This window comes from Lentilactobacillus hilgardii DSM 20176 = ATCC 8290, from assembly GCF_000159315.1.
Lineage (GTDB): Bacteria > Bacillota > Bacilli > Lactobacillales > Lactobacillaceae > Lentilactobacillus > Lentilactobacillus hilgardii.
Genome location: NZ_GG669992.1, coordinates 635045 through 656438 on the forward strand (window position 1 = coordinate 635045; position 21394 = coordinate 656438).

Here is a 21394-nt window from a genome sequence, read left to right on the forward strand (position 1 = left end):
CTATGTGGTGAAAAATAGGTCACAAAAGTTGCAGTTTCTTTCTGATACATAAAGAAACTGCTGTTTTCTTGTCCCAATCCTTGACATTTTCTAAAAAAGTTAACGAAACGCTTAAGAAAAAAATGGTTTTTCGGCCAATAGGCCTGATTTAAGTTTGGATTAAGCTGTTACAGGTAATCTATAGACAATCAAATTTGAAAGGAGACGATGCCAATGGTCTAAAAATAACGATAATGACCGAGCTTTCAACTTGGAAATAAAAACTAAATAATTAAAAATTTAAATGTTCAATAAAAATAAGTCGTGATCATTAACTATTCAATTAAAAGAATTAACTTGAAGGGAGATTTTAAATGATGACAATGAAACAGATTTTATATGCATCAGGGGCTGCCTTGACAATGTTTGGAACAACGGCAGCGAGCTCAATTGTTGTCAATGCAGATACAACGCCAACCACGGTTAATGGTAAAGCCAACGAGCAGAAAAATAATAAGGCTGTCTACGGGCAGAATAACAATTCAAAGAATAATCAAGAAAACGATACTGATGAGCCAATAAGTAACTAAAATATGAGCAGTATTGTCAATGCAAGGGTGTCTAACCAATTCAGCCGATGGGTCAAATTCAACAGTGGTACGTATAGTTGACGTGTTTACAGTTAGGCAATCAATGTACTATGCGGACGGACCTCACAATTAATCAACTATATTTGATCACTTTAAGCTTCGATTAAGCTCTGGAATATATGATATAAACAATAAAATAAGAGGTAGGAATAAAAGGAGAACCTCTTTTAACGATGATCAAGAACGAAGGGGATGATGATTGATGACAATAGCAAATAGTACAAAAATCAAACCAAAGTTTAAATATGATAGAAAATCTCTTGATTATACCCGCATCATTGTGTGGAGTTGCTATTAAAGACCGACAATACGAGTTAATCCAGTTCGAGAGCTGGAACTCATTACACACCAGCCAACTTTGAAAGGAGTGATGCGATGATATTTAACTAGTTACAAGTTGTATGCGAAAAATACTAAAAAACTCACCCCTCAAATAATCACAGATTCAAACGATTTCTTAACAAACCTCATGATATGAATACCCTTCAATATAATGAAAACTCTTTCCTCAATCAAAGTCCTGTGATAGCAGGGCTTTTTCTTATGGCCATATTGCCAACAAAACGCTTTAATCACTGTTCTAGGCTTGAGGATCCTTTTGAAAAGATTAAAGCTTTAGATAAAGAACAACTAACAGTGCAAGTGGACGGCCAATATAAATAGCCGAGTTAGCAATTTGATTTGACAGCTGATCATTGTTGAAGATTAATTTCCAAGCGTCATTGCGTACAATGGACAGAGGCAACGTCAAATTATTTTTAAAAATTGTATTTGCCCTGATTCATTCTGATTCCTTGTTTCTATACTTTAAAAGAGTTCGAGAAAAAATAAAAAAAGATTTTTAGCTTAAGCTTCAGTTAAGCTAGGGACGATATGATATAGACAATCAAATAAGAGAGATGCAAAGCCAAATCAGCACTCTCTTAATATAATTAAGGAAGCGATGCGATGGAATTTAGCGGTTTGTAACGAGAAAATGTGTAAAATAATTAACCCCTCAAATAATTATTTAACTCAACGATTTCTTAACTAACTTCATGTATATGAATACCCTTCAATATAAAATGAAAAATCTTCCCGTAAGATCTGGACGTCAAGTTCAGGTCTTTTCTTATGGCCTTTGCGCAATAAAAATTGACAATTGATTGCTATTGATGCCTGGAAACACCTAGAATAATTGTTAACAATAAGAATGTTGACAATTTAAAACAAATCAGGTGATTAAATGGCAAAAACAACTGCCGGTTGGGTAACCCGCTGGCCTGAACGAATCAGTTACGGATTAAGTGATGCGGCTGATAATTTGGTTTTTCAAATGATGACAACTTACCTGCTGTTTTTTTACACGGACGTTTATGGCCTAAGTGCCAGTGCGGTTGCCATTTTATTTGTGGTAGCTCGAGTAGCGGATGTGGCGGAAAGTTTCATTATTGGTGTGATGATCGATCGAACACATTCTAAATTCGGTAAGAGTCGACCGTTCTTTCTGTGGTATGCATTCCCTTATGTGATCTTTGCCGTTCTTACGTTTATAACACCCGATTTTTCATACGGTGGCAAATTGGCGTGGGCATATTTTACATACTTGGGGCTCGGCTTTTTATACACAGCGGTTAATTTACCGATTACGTCGATTTTACCAACGATGTCGCAAAATTCGCGTGAGTTGACGTTACTCGGTGTGATCCGTCAGTTCTTTGGCAGCTTGGTTCAAATTATAGTGGCAGTATTTACATTGCCCCTCGTGGCGCTTTTCGGAAAGGGAAATCAACAGGCAGGTTTTCTTGGCACGATTATCTTGTTTGGCATTATTTCGTTGATCCTGATTCTGAATACATTTATCCACGTTCGTGAGCGGTATGCGAATCCAAATATTGCACATCAGCCATTGAGGTCAGTGGCCGCAATGATTCGCAAAAATCAACCTTGGATTGTTATTTCGGTGTCGATTTTTATGTACTGGCTGGTCACGTCGATTAAGAATCAAACCACTATCTACTATTTTAAGTATGTTTTGGGAAATGAAAATCTGGTGCCACTTGCTAACGGTTTTACGTTTACGTCATTAATTGGGGTACTGTTGATCATGCGGATTACGGGAACCCAAAGTAAAAAACGCACCATGATGGGTGGCATTTTGGCCGCTTTTGTTGGTCAAATCGTGATTGCACTTGGTGTTTATCTAAGCAATATGCCAACGCTGTTTGGTGGTATCTTTATTAACTCAATTGGTAATGGTATTATTATTGGCTTGGTGTCGATCATGATTGCGGACACAATCCGTTATGGGGTCAGTATGGGTGTTCAGGCAGAGGGCATCTTGGCTTCGACCGATGATTTTGGTGTCAATTTCGGGCTGGGAGTCGGCGGCTTGATTACAGCTGGGGTGTTTCATATTTCTGGATACGTTGCCAACCAGACGCAGAATAGCGCAACAATTACGATGATTGATGTGAATTATGTCTGGATTCCGCTGGTGATTTATGCAGCAATGTACTTTGTAATGAGATTGTACGATGAACAGCGGATATTGGATGAGATTAAGGAATAGTGATTCTTAACTTTTTTAATACAGTCTAAAAATACAGCTAACGATGGTTGGCTGTATTTTTATTGGAATCGTATACCTCAATAGTCTTAGCTATGATAATATAAAGAAGAATATTAGTTATTACATATTTGAATCTGTAAGGGGGCTGGTATCAATGAGTGAAGGATATGAATCTGAAGCGTTACTGGAAAAAAGATTTATGAACCGGCTTAACGCAATTGGATACAAGACTGTCAAAATTAGCGATGAAAAACAATTAACTGATCATTTTCGGACTTTATTAAATGAACGAAACGATGAAAGACTTAAGGGCACCCCGTTAAGCGACACTGAGTTTAGCCGGGTGCTCCATCAAATGGTTGGCACACGAAATATCTTTGAGATCGCCCAGTTGTTAAGGGGGTCGGACATTCAGCCCTATGGAAAAATTGTGATTCAACGGGATGATAATTCCCAGTTATATTTAGAATTTTTTGATGGTCATGATTATCAAAACAATACATATGAAGTGACCCATCAAGTCACAATTAATACGAAGTATGTTAATCGCTATGATGTTACTATTTTGATTAATGGTCTTCCAATCGTTCAAATTGAATTAAAAAGGCGTGGTGTAGACTTTTCTGAAGCATTTCATCAAATCATTCGCTATCGTGACGAATCCTTTCGGCAACTTTATCGGTTTGTTCAGCTTTTTGTAGTCTCGAATGGTGATGGAACCAGGTATTTTGCAAATGGTGATGGCAAACTTAATTCCAATTTTATGTTTTATTGGACAGATCGACAAAATAATTGGTTGAATGATATTGATGCCTTTACATCATCTTTCTTTGTGCCGGAAAGACTGCACAGTATGATTGCCAAATATACAATTTTTGATAACGACAATCAGAGAATGTTAATCATGCGACCATATCAAGTCTATGCAACTGAAGCAATTGTGAACCAAGCTAAGCATCATCCGGAAAAGAATGGCTTTATCTGGCACACAACGGGTTCTGGCAAAACAATCACCGCCTTTAAGTCTGCACAACGACTTACGCGTGAAACTGATGCGGAGAAAGTGATCTTTCTAATCGATCGGTCCGATCTGGATCTACAAACGGCCAAAAACTTTAATTCTTATTTACCTAAATCCGTGACTAACCAACCTGCATTGGATAGAACGGATGACACGCGTAGTCTGGTAAAACAGTTACGATCTAAAGACGACCCACTGATTATTTCAACCATTCAAAAAATGAATGTCGCTATTAGTCATTCAAAATACAAAAAGGTATTAAGCCAATTTCATGATCAACGAGTGATTTTTATCGAAGATGAAGCTCATCGTAGCCAATTTGGTGAGATGAGAAAAAATATCAATAATTGGTTTAAGAATTCAGAGCATTTTGGCTTTACAGGTACGCCGATTTTTTCCGAAAATATAGGGGCAGATGGCCGGACAACTGAAACGCTCTATGATGAAGAATTACATCATTACCTTATTAAAGATGCCATTCGGGATCATAATGTGCTCGGGTTTAGTGTTCAATACATCGGAACAATCAAGGGGAAAGACACTACTATTGCTGACGAAAAGGTTCCCGGTATTGATACCAAAGCGGCTTTTGAAAGTCCAGAGAGGCTTAAACAGGTTGCTACGCATATTATGTTGAATCATGATAATGTTACTAAGAATCGGCAATACAATGCTATTTTCACGGTTTCAAGCACTAATATGGCACTTAAATACTATGAGGTGTTTAAAAAACTAAAAGAAGAATCACACAGTGATCTTAAAATTACAACGATATTCACATGGGCTGAAAATGAAAAGGATGCCGAAAAGAAGCAGGATGAAAAGTTTAAAACATCTCGTCACGGCTTGGATGCAGTAATCGACGATTATAATCATCAATACGGCACGGCATTTAGTACGGATAAGTTTTCAGATTATTTCGGAGACATTTCTAAGCGAATGAAAGAGCATAATGCTCAGACGCCGGATGATAATATTGATATTTTGATTGTTGTCAATATGTTTTTAACCGGATTCGATTCGCCTAAACTATCCACTTTGTACGTTGACAGGAGATTGCAGTGGCAGGGCCTTCTTCAAGCGTTCTCCAGAACCAACCGAATTGAAAAGCAATCCAAACCCTTTGGAAATATTATTTGTTATCGAAATATTAAAAAGGAAACGGATGATGCTATCAAATTGTTTTCCGGTGGCTCCGGTAACTTTGTAGTTGTGCCATCCTATCAAGAGCTGGCAGACCAATTTGACGATAAAATCAAGCGATTAAAAGAGGTTGCGATCACTCCTGGGGATGTGGACGACCTTCATAATCAAGGTGAAGATAAGCTTAAAGATTTTGTTTTGGCATTTAGGGATGTTTTGCGGGTACAAAATAAAATACGTGTTTATGATGACTTTTCTTGGGATAAATTTGAAAATCAATTATCTGAACAGGAAATGGAACAGTATCGTTCGAAATATTTTGCTGCCCACCAGGCGCTTGAGCAAGAAGACGGTGGTGGGGAGAAAGCTTCAATTCTTGATGATATTGATTTTGAAATTGAACTGTTGGAGACGGATAAAATTGACGTTGAATATATTATGAATCTGATTAAGTCAATCAATCTTGGCAGCAAGGAATCAAAGAAGTCAGACACAAATAAGATTAAACGGATGCTTAATAATGCGGATAATCCGGAATTGAAATCCAAAGCAGATTTGTTGGCGGATTTTTTGGATCAAATTATTCCCAAGCTACAGTCTGACGCAAATGTCAGTAATGAATTAAATAAGTATTTGGCAAAACGTCGGCAGAATGAAATTCAACAATTCTCTGAAAAAAATAAAATTCCGTTGGATATTATCGACCATCAATTAAGTGATTATGATTTTTATGGTCGGACAAATTCTCAGGAGGTTATGAGGGCCCTGAGTGAAGCAGGTTATGACTTTAAGCAAAAAATAACAATAAAGAAACGCATCAAATCGTTTGTCCAAAAGACAATCAAACGATTTGCAATGTCGTAAAGAGGAAGACACAAAATGGTAGCGACACATACGGAACAGGCACAGCAACAAGCTGAACTTCAAAAGAGACTGTGGGCAATTGCCAACGATTTACGAGGCAACATGGATGCAAGTGAGTTTAGAAATTATATTCTTGGATTGATTTTTTATAGGTTCTTGTCTGAGAGGGTTCAGATGTACGCAAATCAATTACTGCAAAATGATTCATATACGTTTAGCGAAGCCTATCAAGATGAAGATTATCGAGATGATTTAGTTGCTGAAATCAAATCTTCACTAGGCTTCTTTATTGAACCAAAGGCTTTGTTTGATTCGATGATTCAGCATATTCAAGCCGGTAATTTTGATATCGAAATGCTACAGGATTCAATTAATGAAGTTCAAAGTTCAACAATTGGCCAGGAATCAGAGGATGACTTTAAGGGCTTGTTTGAAGACATGGATTTGGCATCCTCGCGGCTTGGCTCAACCGTTGCCGAACGTAGTGAATTGATCGCTAAAGTGATGATGAATTTGGCAGATATTGATTTTCACGAAAATGAATTAAAAATTGATGTTTTAGGTGATGCTTACGAATATTTAATTGGCCAATTTGCTGCAACGGCTGGTAAAAAAGCCGGAGAATTCTATACACCTCAACAAGTCTCCAAGGTGCTGTCACAACTGGTAACACTTAATAGGGAAGAAGTTCGAACAGTTTATGATCCAACAATGGGATCCGGTTCTCTGCTATTACGGGTAGGTGACTATGCAAAGGTTGCCGAATACTATGGTCAGGAACTAAACGGTACAACCTATAACTTGGCCCGAATGAATATGTTAATGCATGGAATTAATTACAGTCGTTTTGATTTGAGACAGGGAGATACTTTGGAAAATGATCAGTTTCCAGAGCGGACCTTTGATGCGGTGGTGGCTAATCCACCGTATTCAGCAAATTGGAACGCAACCGATAAGTTGGATGATGAACGGTTTAGAAAATATGGGAAAACTGCTCCGAAGTCTAAAGCAGATTTTGCTTTTGTGGAACATATGTTATATCACTTGAAAACAGATGGTCGAATGGCAGTTGTATTGCCTCACGGGGTTCTGTTTAGAGGCGCCGCGGAAGGTAAAATTCGGCAATACATGATCGAAAAAGATAATGTATTGGATGCTGTCATCGGGATGCCGGCTAATTTGTTTTATGGGACGTCAATTCCAACGGTTGTTCTGGTCTTTGACAAGAGTAGAATCAACCATGACATTTTATTTATTGACGCTTCAAAAGATTTTGAAAAGGGTAAAAATCAAAATAACTTAACTGATGAAAATGTCAAAAAGATTATTGATACTTACAAAGATCGGAAAGATGTTAAAAAGTTTGCGCATGTTGCTGACTTTAAAGAGATTAAGGAAAATGAATTCAATTTAAATATTCCCCGATACGTTGATACGTTCGAACCGGAGCCACCAGTTGACGTGGACAAACTGGTGGCTGATATTAAGGACACGGACGAACAAATCAGCAAATTAGAGTCAGAATTTTCGTCAATGCTGGATGATCTGGAAGGTAAGAATCCTGTCGCTCAACAGCAGCTTACAAAGATTAAGGAGTTGTTCAAGAATGAGTGAGGAAAAACAGCCTAAAATCAGATTTAAGGGATTTGATGATCCTTGGGAACAGCGTAAGTTGGGAGAAGGTCTTAAGCAACTAAAATCCTATTCCTTGCCCAGAAAGTATGAAGTACCAGAAAGTGATACTGAATACATTCATTATGGTGATATCCACACTTCGTCAAGAAAATATGTTGATAAATCATTTAGGTTGCCTAATATTAAATCAGGTGACTTCCAGCTACTTCAAACTGGCGACATTGTTTTGGCAGATGCTTCAGAAGATTATAAAGAAATTGCTGAACCAATGTTAATGAAAAATATCAAGGGAAGAAAAGTAGTATCAGGATTGCATACAATAGCTATTCGTCTTAAGTGTGGGGACCCCGTTTATTATTTATATCTTTTTTTGTCTCCGGGCTTTAGACATTACGTTTATAAAGTTGGAACTGGTTTAAAAGTATTTGGGATAAATTATGATAAGGTTCAAAAATATTTCTTAGCCGTTCCAGATGAAAAAGAGCAAAAGTATATTGGTAAAATTTTATTTTTAACTGATCAACTTATCGCTGCCAATCAGAGTAAGCTTGAACAACTAAAGCGACTTAAAAAGTTATTGATGCAAAAGATTTTTAATCAAGAGTGGCGGTTTAAGGGATTCACTGATCCTTGGGAACAGCGTAAGTTGGGAGAAATATTTGAAGAGCGCAAGGAAAATCCGAAAGGTCAAACACTTAAGATGCTTTCAGTGACTATTAATTCAGGAATAGTTGATGCAAATGTCCTAAATAGGAAAGATAATTCTAACAGCAATAAATCTAACTATAAAGTAGTTCATGCTAATGACATTGCATATAACTCAATGAGAATGTGGCAAGGGGCAAGTGGGGTTTCTAATGAATTGGGAATAGTGAGTCCTGCCTATACAGTTTTAAAACCACGGGTTGGTTTAGATGTCAGATTTTGGGGATATTTATTTAAACTTACGAAAATGTTGCAGGAATTCCAAAAAAATTCTCAAGGATTAACCTCTGATACATGGAATTTAAAGTACAAACAAATCAAGTCCATAGAGGTCACGATGCCATCTAAAAATGAGCAAAATGCAATCTCTCAACTATTGCAAAAGCTTGATTTCTCTATCGCTGCCAATCTGCGACAGCGTCTTAATAACTTACTAAACATAGATAACTATTCAAGATTATCAATCAATGCATAGCAGTGCAAAAATCCAGAACACACATTCTACATATTAATAACTATTCTTAGAAGTTTCTGAATAATATGCAAAACACTCTTCCACCTAATCCTTAGGCATACAATTCCCTATCAGCTTACAGTTAACCATTTGCTTACGCTCATACTGAGGAAAAATAAAATCAAGTTATTGCTCAACCTAACTTTTCTTTATCTCTCCAAGCCTTTTTAGCGAGGCTTAAAATATATTCTAAATTAGTATCGTCCTTAACAACTAATTCATAATCACCATTTCCCCAATGGCCTATATGCTTCACATTTCGTGCTAATCCAAGGGAATCATCGAGCTCTCCTTCAGGGCAATTAATCCATATTTTTAATTGCTTCTTTTGAATCTGAATATCAATGAAATTATGCTTATGAATTCGAAATCCAACGTAAAGTTTAACCGGTTTCACCTCGATTGTGCTATCCCACGAGAGAATGGCATCTTTAAACGCTTGATATAATCGACGAATTTCTTCAGAACCGTTACTTAAATGATCTTCCTCAGTATATAGTGCGATTGAAGAAACATCTTTTACACTTTGCACCGACTTAGGTTTTGCCGCAACATGGGTATGTGCCGTTTGCCCCAAATTATTCTTTTCAATTTTGTTAACAATCACATAGTCATTTGTATACTTGTTTACTTCATACAATTCAATCGGTAAAACCGGGTTGTTGACTGCATCTTTTTGATACTGAGTAAATCCTTTCGCCACAAAAATAACTTTTACTTGAGACCAATCAAAATAGCTTTCCGATTCATTTACTCCATAAAAATGATTATAAAGTAAGATGAAGTCTGCCTTGTGGTTTAAAAGAGTATTTAAATATGAGTACCCTTGATCAATCACACTTGATTTAGTCATATTCTTGTATTCCAAGATTACAAATGATTTAAGCTCTTCATCGAAAGCTACTGTATCTAATCGATAATTACCAACCGTAAATTCAGACGAAAGAAATTTATCTCCAAAAAGTGGCTCAACATTGGCTTGAACAATATTCTGCATTTCACGTTCAATTTTAAAATCTTCGGGCTTGATGATTTTTAATCTTTTATTCTCACTTATCTTATAAAGTTCCATTGATTACCACCTTCCGTACATCAAAATACATAATCACAAAAGGAGAGAGAACCTGACTTAAAAATCACTTCCAAAATCCTCTTATTGCACTATCGCTGATTGGCAGCAATAAGTATCTAAAAATAATAAAAATTAGACGAACATATTTTGCATCAAATATTTCTTTAAACTTTGTAACTGATCGAGCCGTCGTTGATTGGCAGCGATAAGGACATTAATTAAATAGGATAATTTACCAAGCTTTCGTTGTTCATTGGAAGTAGGGCACAATACTTCTATTTTTCCCACAACTTTTGCATTAAGTTTTGGTTGGGCAGTACCAGTGTTATATCTTTGATAATGTATTCTTTCCAAGGATTCTGCCAAGAATGTCAGATCAGTGCCTTGAGAGCTTTGAAAAGTGTGCGCGTGGTTATTAACCCAAAACCTACCATTCACGACATAACTAATTGGATGGGTTCGATCTAAAATATTTGCGCCGTCCTCTGCTAGTAAAAGATAGGTGCCCTCAAAAATATAATCTTTAACATAATCAACAATTCCAGTAGCACCATAGTATGGGTATTTCCCTGCCTGCCTTTTACCCGATTCTATTGGGATACGATCTTTGTCTCGTGACTTTACAAGTTGCTTTAGCTTACGCTGTTCCCAAGCGTGTTAAAATCGGGTTGATTTTCGGGATTGCAATAAATAGAATTCTCGTGAATTGAAAAAATGCTGTTGAACTTGAAAGAAGCGTTTGTATATGAAAATAACCAGTCGAGTTTTGATCTTTCTATGTATGGTAATTTCACTATTCTTCATTAATAGCAGTACAGCTCATGCTGCCACCTATTCGAAGAAGTATATGATTCATGATCAATTGAATCTTTTAAAACCTTCTCAAAAGCAACAGATTATTCAACAAAATCAGCAATGGCAGCATGAGGGTAATAAACCACAAATTTGGGTTTATACATTAAATCGGCGACCTTCGGACGTTGGTAATTTGGGTGAGGATCTTTTAACCAAGATTGCTAAAAAGGCAACACCGAAAAATGGTGATTATGATTGGGAAACAAAAGTCGACTCGAAAGCGCAGGTATGGGGGATACATGTCTCACTTTTAGTTGCTTATCCTGGTAAGGGAACGCAAATTAAATTAATCAAGAGTGAAGATTTAGATGGAGCTACATCTGATTTCCAAAATTGGCAGCTTCACCGAGGATTATCGACGAAGATAGTTAATAAGAATATTGCTTATCAATACTTCAACCGCTTTTCGCCGTTTATTAATAAGCATATTGCCAACGTTAAAACGATGAAGCCTGGTATCAGTTGGGGCGATATTTGGGCAGTCATACTTACGCCGATGGTCCTCTGGTTAATTATCAAATTAATTCGATGGTTGCACAACACGCCAACTTCAGGAGGCAGTGGCGATAGTAGCTTCGATGATGGTTACATATTAGGTCGATGGTCACGTTGATGCGTGCTTTGGAATCATAGAGTTTAAATTGGCTTTTTATGGTCTATTGCCTGTTTAATAAACATAGAGGGGGCTTCTGCAAATGAAGTGTCCTCTAATTTATTTATGGAGGTAATATCATGACTAGCGATATTAAGTTACACCGATATTTTCAGGATTGGATGAACCTTTACAAAAAAGATGCTGTCCGGGAAGTCACTTACCGCAAATATGAAATGACTTACCGACAAATTGTTTCTTTAGCACCGGATTTGAGGATGTGTGAACTATCCAGATTGACTTACCAGAAATTGCTTAATGATTATGCGAAAACCCATGAAAGACAAACCGTTATGGACTTTCATCGACATATTAAAAGCTCTTTGATTGATGCTTTAGAGGAGGGGATCCTAGAACGAGATCCTACTCGAAAAGCTATTATAAAGGGGAAGAAGCCGGGACCACACAAAACAAAATTTTTGAATCAACATGAAGTTCAATTAATGTTAGACAGTTTGTCTTTAGATGCAGGTGTAAACTGGGATTATTTTATTTTGCTCATTACTAAAACCGGTTTACGCTTTTCGGAAGCGTTGGCTATTACACCGAATGATTTTGACTTTGCCAGACAAACGTTAAATATTAATAAGACTTGGGATTACAAATCAAGACAGGCTGGGTTTGCGCCAACCAAGAATTTCTCGTCTATGAGAAAAATTCAATTGGATTGGCAAACGGTCATTCAGTTTTCTCAGTTAACGAAAGAATTATCGGAAGATAAACCGATATTTGTAAGGTCAAAAGTATATAACGATACGATTAATCATTACCTGGAAAGACTATGCAAGAAATCCGGCATTCCAATTATTTCTGTTCATGGTCTTAGGCATACCCACGCATCACTTTTGTTGTATGCGGGTGTTAGCATTGCCTCTGTTGCCCGTAGACTGGGACATTCTAATATGAACACCACGCAACAGACTTATTTGCATATTATTCAAGAGTTGGAGAACCAAGATAATAACAAAGTTATGAAACATTTAGCTAGTTTAGTGTAAAACGTGTCAAAAATAACGCCTGACAAGATTAAAGGGCGTTTTTAATTTGTAAGTGCTTACCCTGATTGGCAGCGATAAGACTTATTAAATTTTCAATCAATTGAGTTATTTCCGTTTGTTCTTTCATAGAAGGAAATGAAACGGGTATGTTGGTTAGATATGCATAGTAAAGATTTGCTACTCCTCCGCCCTCAACTCGCTTTGCAAACTCATATTTTAGCATTGAGTTAAAAGAATATGCAGTAAAAAGTGGATTTTGCTTTGTATTAAACACTGAAATCATTTCTCCAATGGCAACATTAGGTATACTCAACCAAGCGCAATGTGCAAAATCAAGTGGATCTTCTCCAACACGAGGAATTAAGACTTCAGTTCCTTTACTTAATTTTAAATTTTTAACCGAAATATTGGTATGTGAATAAATATGATCAATTTTGCTGTTAGATTTTGTGTATAATTCCCCATACCTAACACACGGCGTACCTCCATCGCCAACGACGGACCATTTCGGAGCGCTATGGCCGTAATAAAAGTAACCCCAATCTCCCAACTTACGCTGTTCCCAAGCGACCTCCAAAAAATTAATGGCATTTATTAAAATATAAAACACGAAAATATTAATATTTTAAATCGGGCCAACTTCATATACGCTCTTTCTCCCAACATACCAACACTTGTGCTTGAATTCCCAGCGTTGTCAGATTAACATTAATTTGTAACAATAATTTGTTTTAAAAGATGAAGCTGGTTTGAACTCTAAATTAACTTCCGGGGGAGGAAACAAATGTACACAGATTTAAAAAACAAAATTGCTGTCATCACCGGTGGCTCAAAGGGAATCGGCAATGCGATTGCCAACAGGTTTGGTCAGGAACATATGTCGGTTGTCATCAATTACAATAGCGATGAAGCCGGTGCTCAAAAGGTAGCGGAAGAGGTGGCCGACAACGGTGGTCAAGCCACAATTGTCAAAGCCGATGTTTCCACTGAAAACGGCAATCAGGAATTATTGCGTGCGGCGTTGGATAAGTTTGGTGATCTCGATGTTTGGGTCAATAATGCCGGTATGGAAATCAAGTCACCGACACACAAACTATCTTTGGAGGATTGGAATAAAGTTATTTCAATCAACGAAACGGGTGTCTTTTTAGGGGCAAAAACCGCACTGAATTACTTCAAAGGAAAAAATAAAAAGGGCAATATCATTAACGTTTCATCAGTACATGAGCAGATTCCATGGCCTACCTTTGCCAGTTACGCTGCAGCTAAGGGTGGCGTGAAGCTGTTCACCCAAACAATCGCAATGGAATATGCTAAAGAGGGGATTCGTGTTAACGCCATTGGTCCCGGTGCAATCAATACGCCGATAAATGCGAAGAAATTTGCTGATAAGGCACAACTTGATCAAACGGTTTCAATGGTGCCGATGAATCGAATCGGTAAACCCGAAGAAGTCGCGGCAGGTGCAGCTTGGTTGGCTTCCGATGAATCAAGCTATGTGACAGGAATTACTTTGTTTATCGACGGTGGGATGACACTGTATCCAGCTTTTAAGGATGGACAGGGTTAATCAATTTGATGATAAATTATCAGTAGTCAACCTGTATTTTGAAAGTGCGACAATAACCAAGAAAGAGGTACGTGCAGATGCAACTTCACACCGTGTTAACCCCCGAATGGATTGAGTGGGGAAAGAAAAAGTCGGAAGAAAATCCCCGCTTGGAGGGTTTTGTTGCCGGAGAAGGTGGCTATCATCCCAAGGTGTTGCTTTTAGGTGAAGCACCGGGAGATAAAGAGGTTAAATTAGGACATCCATTTCAAGGCCCATCCGGAAAAGAACTCGACCGTTGGCTGGCTTCGTTGGGCTTAACTCGTGAGGATATCTACATTACAGGGGTTGTCAGTGCGCGACCGTTTTCGATTGGCAAGACTGGGCGTAAACGCGACCGGCGGCCTAACAACACAGAAGTGAAACAGTGGGCACCGATGTTTGATTTTGAGATGACTCATTTTAAGGATCTATTGATGATTCCAATGGGCAATGCCAGCCTTCAGCGTTTACTTGGCAACAAAGCCAAAATCGGAGATTTGCATGGGCAATTGATTGAGCAGCCAATTCAATACCTCGATAAATCAACTGATACCTTTAAATTGACTGATAATATTCGAAAAATCTTTCCACTTTATCATCCTTCGTATTCTAAACGGTTTAAAAATATGAAGACAGTTGTTGACCAAGATTCAGCCAATTTAAAAAAGCTGCTTGCTCAAGTACTTAGTTGATGTTCGATCGTCCTGTCATTTTGGTAACGATTAACTAATGGTATTAATGAAGATCGTTATTTTCAGTGATTAACTTAAGTAAGTCGCAAGGGGCATCCAATGTCGTTGTTTACAACGTTATTGGGTGTCTTTTTTGTATGCTTGATAAAAGAAGGTTCATCAGCTTATTTTTAACTTTTTAACAATTCTAGTTATATTTAATTAGCAAAATATGCCTATATAGGTAATTAATATTAATGGAATGTCAAAGATACTAAAGGTTTATCAAAGAGAAGGAAATATTGGAGCAATTTAATTGTTATTAAAATCACGCAGAATATAATAGGTTCAAATGAGTGAAGGGGGGATAAATAGGAACCTTTTGATTACTAAATGTCGGTTTTGATTACCTAACTTGATTTGACGATTTTAGTGAATTGGAAACCTCAGTGGCAACTAAGTACAAACTTACACAAAGACTATGAAAGCTCAATTGCTTAGGGGGACAAGGGATGTAAGCAGGTTGTCAAAAAAATTTTACTTGTTCGAGTGACTTTTTGTAGTAATCTTGAGGCTATGTAAGAAATTCAGAGGATTAGTTGCAGGACAAGACGTTAAGACCATGTTCCTGGTTTAGCAAGGATGATTATTTATCAATTAGTTTGATGATAAATAAAGTTTGAAATGGTTTTACGGAAGGGGGTGCACACATGAAATGGGGACGTCGTTGGGCTTACGGGCTTTTACTATTAGTGATTATCGTTATTGGCGGCGCCTTAGCTATTAAACAGCATTTAGACGCGCAAAACGCACGCCAGGCTGAGATAAATCGCTCAGAAGGAAACCGTCCTTCCAGCCAAAAAAATGCCAGTCGTTCCAAAAATAAACCAAAAGAGACGGTTAAGTTTCAGGCTAAAGGGTCTGGTGATCATGCTGATGCACAAACCAACGATATCACGATGTATTTGAAGAAAAATCATTTTGTGGGGTCGGCTTTGATTATCAAGAACGACCGATTCTTATATCGGCGTGCATTTGGATATGCGAATTACGCGGATAGAATCAAAAATAGAACCAATTCTGAATTCCAAATTTTGTCAATACAAAAGTCTTTAACTGCTGCATGTATTATGAAACTTGTGCAAGAGAGAAAATTATCATTAAAGACGCCTTTAGCACATTTCTACCCGACAATCTCAAATGCAACGCATATCCGGATTCGCAATATGCTTGATATGGATTCGGGATTGTCCATGAAAGAGGTTGGGTCGGCCAGGCTATTGAACGAGAAACAGGTTGTGGCATTTGCCGTTAAACATTTATCAAGTAAAAAATCCGAATTCGATAAATGGCAGTATCAACCAGTTAATTATGTTCTATTATCTGGTATTATTTCTCGTTTGACTGGGGAAACCTATAAAAAGTATTTTGAACAAACGTTTATAAAGCCTATGAATCTAAAAGGGACCGGATTTGTTCAGGATCAGCCTTTAACGCTTTATAAAACAACGGGTTATCGCTACCAAAAAGCTAATCAGTTCAGTCAAAATTATCGACGGCCCTTTAATGAAACCCAGGCCTCAATGAATAACGAATTGGGTACGGGGCAGGTTTACATGACCGCTTTCGAACTTTTCAAAGCTGAGCATCGTCTTTTACAAGGGAAAGTGATTTCACTAGCAAATGTCAGAATTTTACATACACCAGGTAGCTCATCAACTTATGGAGGTGGTGTCTACAATCAAACAAATGGCATCCGGTCGCACGGCATTGGTTATGGATATGAATCGTCTATCTTGGAATCTCGGGATGGGAAAAATGGCGTCGTCCTTCTAAGCAATAATTATCGACCGGCAGCTTCTATTCAAAATTTGTCAGTTCAACTCTTTAATAGGGTGATGAATGGGAAACTGAATTAGTTCATTATTTTAAGATTGTAGAACGCATAAATTAACCAACCTATTTTAATGTAGTGTTGACTTTTTTAAGGGGGAGAGTTTGCATGGCTTTACTAGAGTGGATTCAGAGGCCAGTTGTAAAATTTGTTTTAACGACTTTATTTTACTTTGCGATTATGATGATTCTGTTTTATTTATATAATTATAGCGGAATCAATCAAGCAAAATTTATTTACAATGACTTTTAACGGGGTGAGTGAGGATGCAAAAAAATTTAATCGACATGGTTGATTCATATGCCGAAACTAAAAGGGATGAAGTTGTTTATCATTACAACAATCAAACAAACACTTATTTAGATTTAAAGCACTATTCAGATGCTCTGGCAAAACACATTGATGCCATGAAGCTACCTGCTAATCAACCGATTATGGTTTTTGGTGGGAAAAGCTTTGAAATGATCGCAACATTTATTGCGATTGTGAAAACCGGCCATTCTTATATCCCTGTAGATGTTGATTCGCCGGATGAGCGGCTGGTATTGATAAATTCTATTGCAAAGCCGGTTGCTGTAGTGGCAGTTGAGGACCTGCCTGTCAGTCTTGGGACTGTACCGGTAATCACCAAAAAGGAACTTGGCAACATTTTCTTGGAGCGGGAAGACTATCAAGTGACACATCCTGTCGAAGGAGATCAAACTTTCTACATTATTTTTACGTCTGGAACGACCGGTGTGCCTAAGGGCGTTGAAATCAGCTATCATAATTTAATGAGTTTTGTAGATTGGATGGTAGGCAGTGATTTTCAGTTACCGGATGACTTACAGATGCTGCAACAACCTGCTTATTCGTTTGATTTATCTGTTATGAGTCTGTATCCTACGTTGTTTAAGGGTGGGACATTACACGTCTTATCTAAGAAAATTACAGATAATTTTTTGGTCCTTTTTACAACGTTACCAACACTACCGATTAATGTCTGGGTTTCGACACCGTCATTTATAAATATTTGTTTGTTGGAACCGACCTTTAACGCAGAAAACTATCCGGCTTTAACCGATTTTCTCTTTTGTGGAGAGGAGTTAACGGCCAGGACAGCCAAAATGCTAAAGAAAAAGTTTCCTAAGGCCCATGTTTTTAACACTTATGGTCCCACTGAAGCGACTGTGGCTATGACTCAAATTGAAATCACGGATGAGGTCATTCAGAAATTCGACCGCTTGCCAATTGGCTATGTTAAAAACGGTATGCATATCAGAATCATTGATGACGATGGTCATGTTGTTAGTGACGGGACACAAGGAGAACTTGAAATTTACGGTTCAAGTGTTTCCAAGGGGTATATTAATAATCCGGAAAAAACGAAACGTGTTTTTTCAACACTAAATGATCAACCGGCGTATAAAACAGGGGATGTCGCTACCGTTCGCCAAGACGGCCTGATTCAATATTATGGGCGAAAAGATTTTCAGGTTAAGATAAATGGTTATAGGGTCGAACTTGAAGATGTGGCTATTTTGGTTGATAAACAGAAGTACGTTAAACAAGGTGTGGTTGTTCCAAAATATAATGCACAGCATCAGGTATCAATGTTGATTGCATATATTGTGCCAAATGAAAATCACTTTAATAATGAGCTGGATTTAACGGCAGCAATTAAAAGTGATTTAAAAAATTCAATGATGTCATATATGATTCCTCAAAAAATTATATATAGAAAATCTTTACCATTAAGCGCTAATGGGAAGGTTGACATTAAATCAGTCATTAACGAGGTTAACTCAAAATGAGATGGTATATTCCTTATGGAAATCCAACGTACTTTATTTGGCTAGCTGTAGCGTTGATACCGTTAATGATTGGCTTGCTTTATGGACGCCGGTTTCGCTGGTATCAGACAGTGGTATCACTATTTTTCTTGATTTTGACGTTTGGTGGTCCCAACTGGCGGACTGGAATTGCATTAATTTGTTATTTTGTTTATCAGGTTTTACTGGTATCCGCTTATTTTCATTACAGACGTCGGAAAGATTCGCCCAATAAGGGATGGGTGTTTGTTCTATCGGTCATCTTGGCAATTCCGCCATTGGTTGTTGTCAAAGTAACACCCGCTATTCAGTCGGGTAAACAGTCCATTATCGGTTTTCTGGGTATTTCATATATTACTTTTAAAGTCGTTCAGACAATTATGGAGACTAGGGACGGCTTTATAAAGGAATACCATCCGATTATCTTTGCTCAGTTTCTATTATTCTTTCCAACAATTTCGTCAGGGCCGATTGATCGGTACCGGCGGTTTGTAAGTGACTATGAGGCTGTTCCTGCACAGAAAGATTATCTCGACTTGGTTCAAACAGGTGTCCGATATATCTTTCTTGGCTTTCTTTACAAGTTTGTTTTGGCATACTATTTTGGCTCTGTATTGATGCCTCAAATGCAGTTTGGTGCCATGATGGCCCATGGTTTTTCATGGTATATTATCGGCTATATGTACACGTATAGCATGGACTTGTTCTTTGATTTCGCAGGCTACAGTTTATTTGCGGTAGGGATCAGTTACTTCATGGGCATTAAAACGCCTATGAATTTCAATCATCCGTTTAAGTCTAAAAATATTAAGGATTTTTGGAATCGTTGGCATATGACTTTATCGTTTTGGTTCCGTGACTATATTTTTATGCGGTTAGTCTTCTTTATGATGAAGCACAAGGTCTTCAAAAGCAGAATTACAACCGCAAATGTCTGCTATATCATCAACATGTTAATTATGGGATTTTGGCATGGTGAAACATGGTTCTATATTCTTTATGGGTTACTTCATGGATGTGCATTAGTGGTAAATGATACTTGGCTTCGTTATAAGAAGAAGCATCAAGATAAGATTCCACATAATAAGTTTACAGAACTATTTGCAATCTTTATTACATTTAATTTTGTCTGCTTCACATTCTTGATCTTCTCAGGTTTTCTTAACACGTTGTTTTTTGGACCAAGTAAGTTTTAATGAGTACAAAGATTAAATTATATTGAGGGGTTGACTATTATGGATGATGTAAAAGAAACTGTTCTTTCAATTTTAAATGACTTAACTGGTGAAGATTTTTCAACAAGGTTGGACGAAAATTTGTATGATAGTGCATTATTGGATTCTATGGGGACTGTTCAGTTGTTATTGGATCTCCAGGATAAATTGGGTGTTAATGCACCAATTTCAGAATTTAATCGATCGGAGTGGGATACGCCTTCAAAAATTATTGCAAAGGTTGAAGAATTGAAATGAAAGTAAAAAAGCGTCTTTTTGAAATCTTTGGGCCAATTCTATTTGCGGCTTTACTGATGTTTGCTGTGTTTTTATCACCAACATGGATAAAATTCAGCTATGTCAGTCCCAAAGTTCAGAGGAACGCCGCCGCTTCCTTGTCGCCTTTAATATTGAAGGGCCAGTTAATAAAGCGCAGCGCATTGGAAAACAATTATGTACCGTTTTTTGGTTCTTCTGAATGGTCGCGGTTTGACCCATTTCATCCATCTGTTTTAGCTACTAAGTATCACCGATCGTATCGTCCATTTCTTCTTGGAGCCAGAGGGAGTCAGTCCCTCACCCAATTTTTCGTCATGCAGTCAATTAATCAACAAATGAAAAACAAGAAAGCAGTCTTTTTTGTTTCACCACAGTGGTTTGTGCCAATGGGTGAAGATCCAAATGCCTTTTCCTTTTATTATTCACCGCTTCAGACAACAACCTGGATTCAACAGGAAAAAGGTTCTAAAATGGATCGTTACGCTGCTTACCGATTGCTACAGATGCCTTCCGGTGACTCTGATAAAATTATTTCCGGGACTTTGGCACGGATTGCTGCAGGGCTTAAGCCAACATCCTTTCAAATGCTTTATGTTAACTATCGTCATAGGGTATTGTTGAATGAAGATCAGATTTATTCCAGGTTTAGAATCCCGGTTAATAATGCAAAAAAAATTGCTGATAATGCGGCAGAATTACCGAAGACGTACCATTTTCAGCAGTTGGATAAGTTGGCTGGCCAATTAGGTGCACAACATACAAACTCTAATAGGTTTCAGATTGGGAATCGCTTTTGGAATCGCCGCTTAAAGCATCACGTGAAAGCTTTGAAGGGGTTTCAATCTAATATGAGTTTCTTGAAATCGCCGGAATACGGCGACTTTCAATTAGTACTAAATCAGTTTGCTAAAGATCATACAAATGTGTTATTTATTATTCCACCTGTTAATCAAAGATGGCAAAAATATACTGGATTATCTTCAGAGATGTTGAAGCAATTTGATCAAAAGATAACTTATCAATTGCGCTCTCAAGGCTTTAATCATATCGATGATTTAAGTCAAGATGGAAATGTGAATTACTTTATGACAGATACCATTCATCCGGGATGGCGGGGATGGTTGAAGATGGATCAGGAAATTAATCCGTTTTTGACTAAAAAGCAAAAGGCACCTCACTACAGGATCGACAAGAGTTTCTATTCCAAAGAATGGCAACAGGCTGGTTCAGATTTTGATTATGATGGTTATAGAAACGACGGACGGTGACAAGTTTGATTCAAACGACAAAAAGGG

The 21394-nt window shown here is 37.6% G+C and carries 17 protein-coding genes and 1 pseudogene; 15 read left to right on the forward strand and 3 right to left on the reverse strand.

Annotated elements, in window-relative coordinates:
• Positions 1–353: 353 nt before the first annotated feature.
• The 5 genes from HMPREF0519_RS02875 to HMPREF0519_RS02895 all read left to right on the forward strand — a co-directional run bounded on the left by HMPREF0519_RS02875 (position 354) and on the right by HMPREF0519_RS02895 (position 9023).
• Complete coding sequence (locus HMPREF0519_RS02875) at positions 354–569, forward strand: hypothetical protein (RefSeq protein ID WP_003634469.1); 216 nt, start codon at positions 354–356, stop codon at positions 567–569.
• A gap of 1285 nt (positions 570–1854) precedes the next feature.
• The gene (locus HMPREF0519_RS02880; RefSeq protein WP_003634474.1) at positions 1855–3180 is read left to right on the forward strand and encodes a glycoside-pentoside-hexuronide (GPH):cation symporter; all 1326 of its coding nucleotides are present in this window, start codon (positions 1855–1857) and stop codon (positions 3178–3180) included.
• A 154-nt stretch (positions 3181–3334) separates the two neighbouring features.
• Positions 3335–6208 (forward strand): type I restriction endonuclease subunit R, encoded by a 2874-nt coding sequence (locus tag HMPREF0519_RS02885; RefSeq protein ID WP_040472641.1) that lies wholly within the window; start codon positions 3335–3337, stop codon positions 6206–6208.
• Between the two features lie 15 nt (positions 6209–6223).
• A complete protein-coding gene (locus HMPREF0519_RS02890) occupies positions 6224–7822 on the forward strand; it encodes a type I restriction-modification system subunit M (RefSeq protein WP_003634478.1) in 1599 nt (532 codons plus the stop codon).
• A complete protein-coding gene (locus tag HMPREF0519_RS02895; RefSeq protein ID WP_003634480.1) occupies positions 7815–9023 on the forward strand; it encodes a restriction endonuclease subunit S in 1209 nt (402 codons plus the stop codon). Before HMPREF0519_RS02890 ends, HMPREF0519_RS02895 begins: the two co-directional genes overlap by 8 nt.
• A 172-nt stretch (positions 9024–9195) precedes the next feature.
• Here HMPREF0519_RS02895 and HMPREF0519_RS02900 read toward each other — a convergent pair whose 3' ends face one another.
• Together HMPREF0519_RS02900 and HMPREF0519_RS14715 are read right to left on the reverse strand one after the other, a co-directional pair.
• Positions 9196–10134, reverse strand: coding sequence for a DUF5655 domain-containing protein (locus HMPREF0519_RS02900; protein ID WP_003634482.1), 939 nt, complete (start codon positions 10132–10134; stop codon positions 9196–9198).
• 132 nt (positions 10135–10266) lie between these two features.
• A pseudogene (locus HMPREF0519_RS14715) lies at positions 10267–10773 on the reverse strand (restriction endonuclease subunit S); the annotation flags it as partial.
• Positions 10774–10879: 106 nt separating this feature from the next.
• Here HMPREF0519_RS14715 and HMPREF0519_RS02905 point away from each other — a divergent pair.
• Together HMPREF0519_RS02905 and HMPREF0519_RS02910 are read left to right on the forward strand one after the other, a co-directional pair.
• Positions 10880–11602, forward strand: coding sequence for a hypothetical protein (locus tag HMPREF0519_RS02905; protein ID WP_225429113.1), 723 nt, complete (start codon positions 10880–10882; stop codon positions 11600–11602).
• A gap of 119 nt (positions 11603–11721) precedes the next feature.
• Entirely contained in the window at positions 11722–12639 is a 918-nt protein-coding gene (locus HMPREF0519_RS02910; RefSeq protein WP_003634491.1) for a site-specific integrase, read from the forward strand.
• A gap of 28 nt (positions 12640–12667) precedes the next feature.
• On the opposite strand, the gene HMPREF0519_RS02915 is transcribed toward HMPREF0519_RS02910, so the two are convergent.
• Positions 12668–13189: a restriction endonuclease subunit S gene (locus HMPREF0519_RS02915; RefSeq protein WP_225429114.1), complete on the reverse strand. Its 522-nt coding sequence runs from the start codon at positions 13187–13189 to the stop codon at positions 12668–12670.
• Positions 13190–13423: 234 nt separating this feature from the next.
• Here HMPREF0519_RS02915 and HMPREF0519_RS02920 point away from each other — a divergent pair, with 234 nt between their 5' ends.
• From HMPREF0519_RS02920 to dltD, 8 genes are all read left to right on the forward strand, one after another.
• Positions 13424–14209, forward strand: a complete 786-nt coding sequence (locus tag HMPREF0519_RS02920; RefSeq protein ID WP_003634494.1) for a glucose-1-dehydrogenase — start codon at positions 13424–13426, stop codon at positions 14207–14209.
• A 77-nt stretch (positions 14210–14286) separates the two neighbouring features.
• Entirely contained in the window at positions 14287–14922 is a 636-nt protein-coding gene (locus HMPREF0519_RS02925; RefSeq protein ID WP_003557350.1) for a uracil-DNA glycosylase, read from the forward strand.
• Positions 14923–15611: 689 nt separating this feature from the next.
• The gene (locus HMPREF0519_RS02930) at positions 15612–16820 is read left to right on the forward strand and encodes a serine hydrolase domain-containing protein (protein ID WP_003557354.1); all 1209 of its coding nucleotides are present in this window, start codon (positions 15612–15614) and stop codon (positions 16818–16820) included.
• Between the two features lie 83 nt (positions 16821–16903).
• On the forward strand, positions 16904–17047 hold the full coding sequence (locus HMPREF0519_RS02935; protein ID WP_003634498.1) for a teichoic acid D-Ala incorporation-associated protein DltX: 144 nt from the start codon (positions 16904–16906) through the stop codon (positions 17045–17047).
• 14 nt (positions 17048–17061) lie between these two features.
• Positions 17062–18588: a D-alanine--poly(phosphoribitol) ligase subunit DltA gene (dltA, locus tag HMPREF0519_RS02940; RefSeq protein ID WP_003634500.1), complete on the forward strand. Its 1527-nt coding sequence runs from the start codon at positions 17062–17064 to the stop codon at positions 18586–18588.
• A complete protein-coding gene (dltB, locus tag HMPREF0519_RS02945; RefSeq protein ID WP_003634502.1) occupies positions 18585–19802 on the forward strand; it encodes a D-alanyl-lipoteichoic acid biosynthesis protein DltB in 1218 nt (405 codons plus the stop codon). The genes dltA and dltB overlap by 4 nt, the downstream gene beginning before the upstream one ends.
• Before the next feature lie 39 nt (positions 19803–19841).
• Positions 19842–20078 carry a D-alanine--poly(phosphoribitol) ligase subunit DltC gene (gene dltC / locus HMPREF0519_RS02950; protein WP_003551866.1) on the forward strand — a complete coding sequence of 79 codons (237 nt, stop codon included), beginning with the start codon at positions 19842–19844 and terminating at the stop codon, positions 20076–20078.
• Positions 20075–21367, forward strand: a complete 1293-nt coding sequence (gene dltD / locus HMPREF0519_RS02955) for a D-alanyl-lipoteichoic acid biosynthesis protein DltD (RefSeq protein ID WP_003557360.1) — start codon at positions 20075–20077, stop codon at positions 21365–21367. Before dltC ends, dltD begins: the two co-directional genes overlap by 4 nt.
• Positions 21368–21394: the final 27 nt, after the last annotated feature.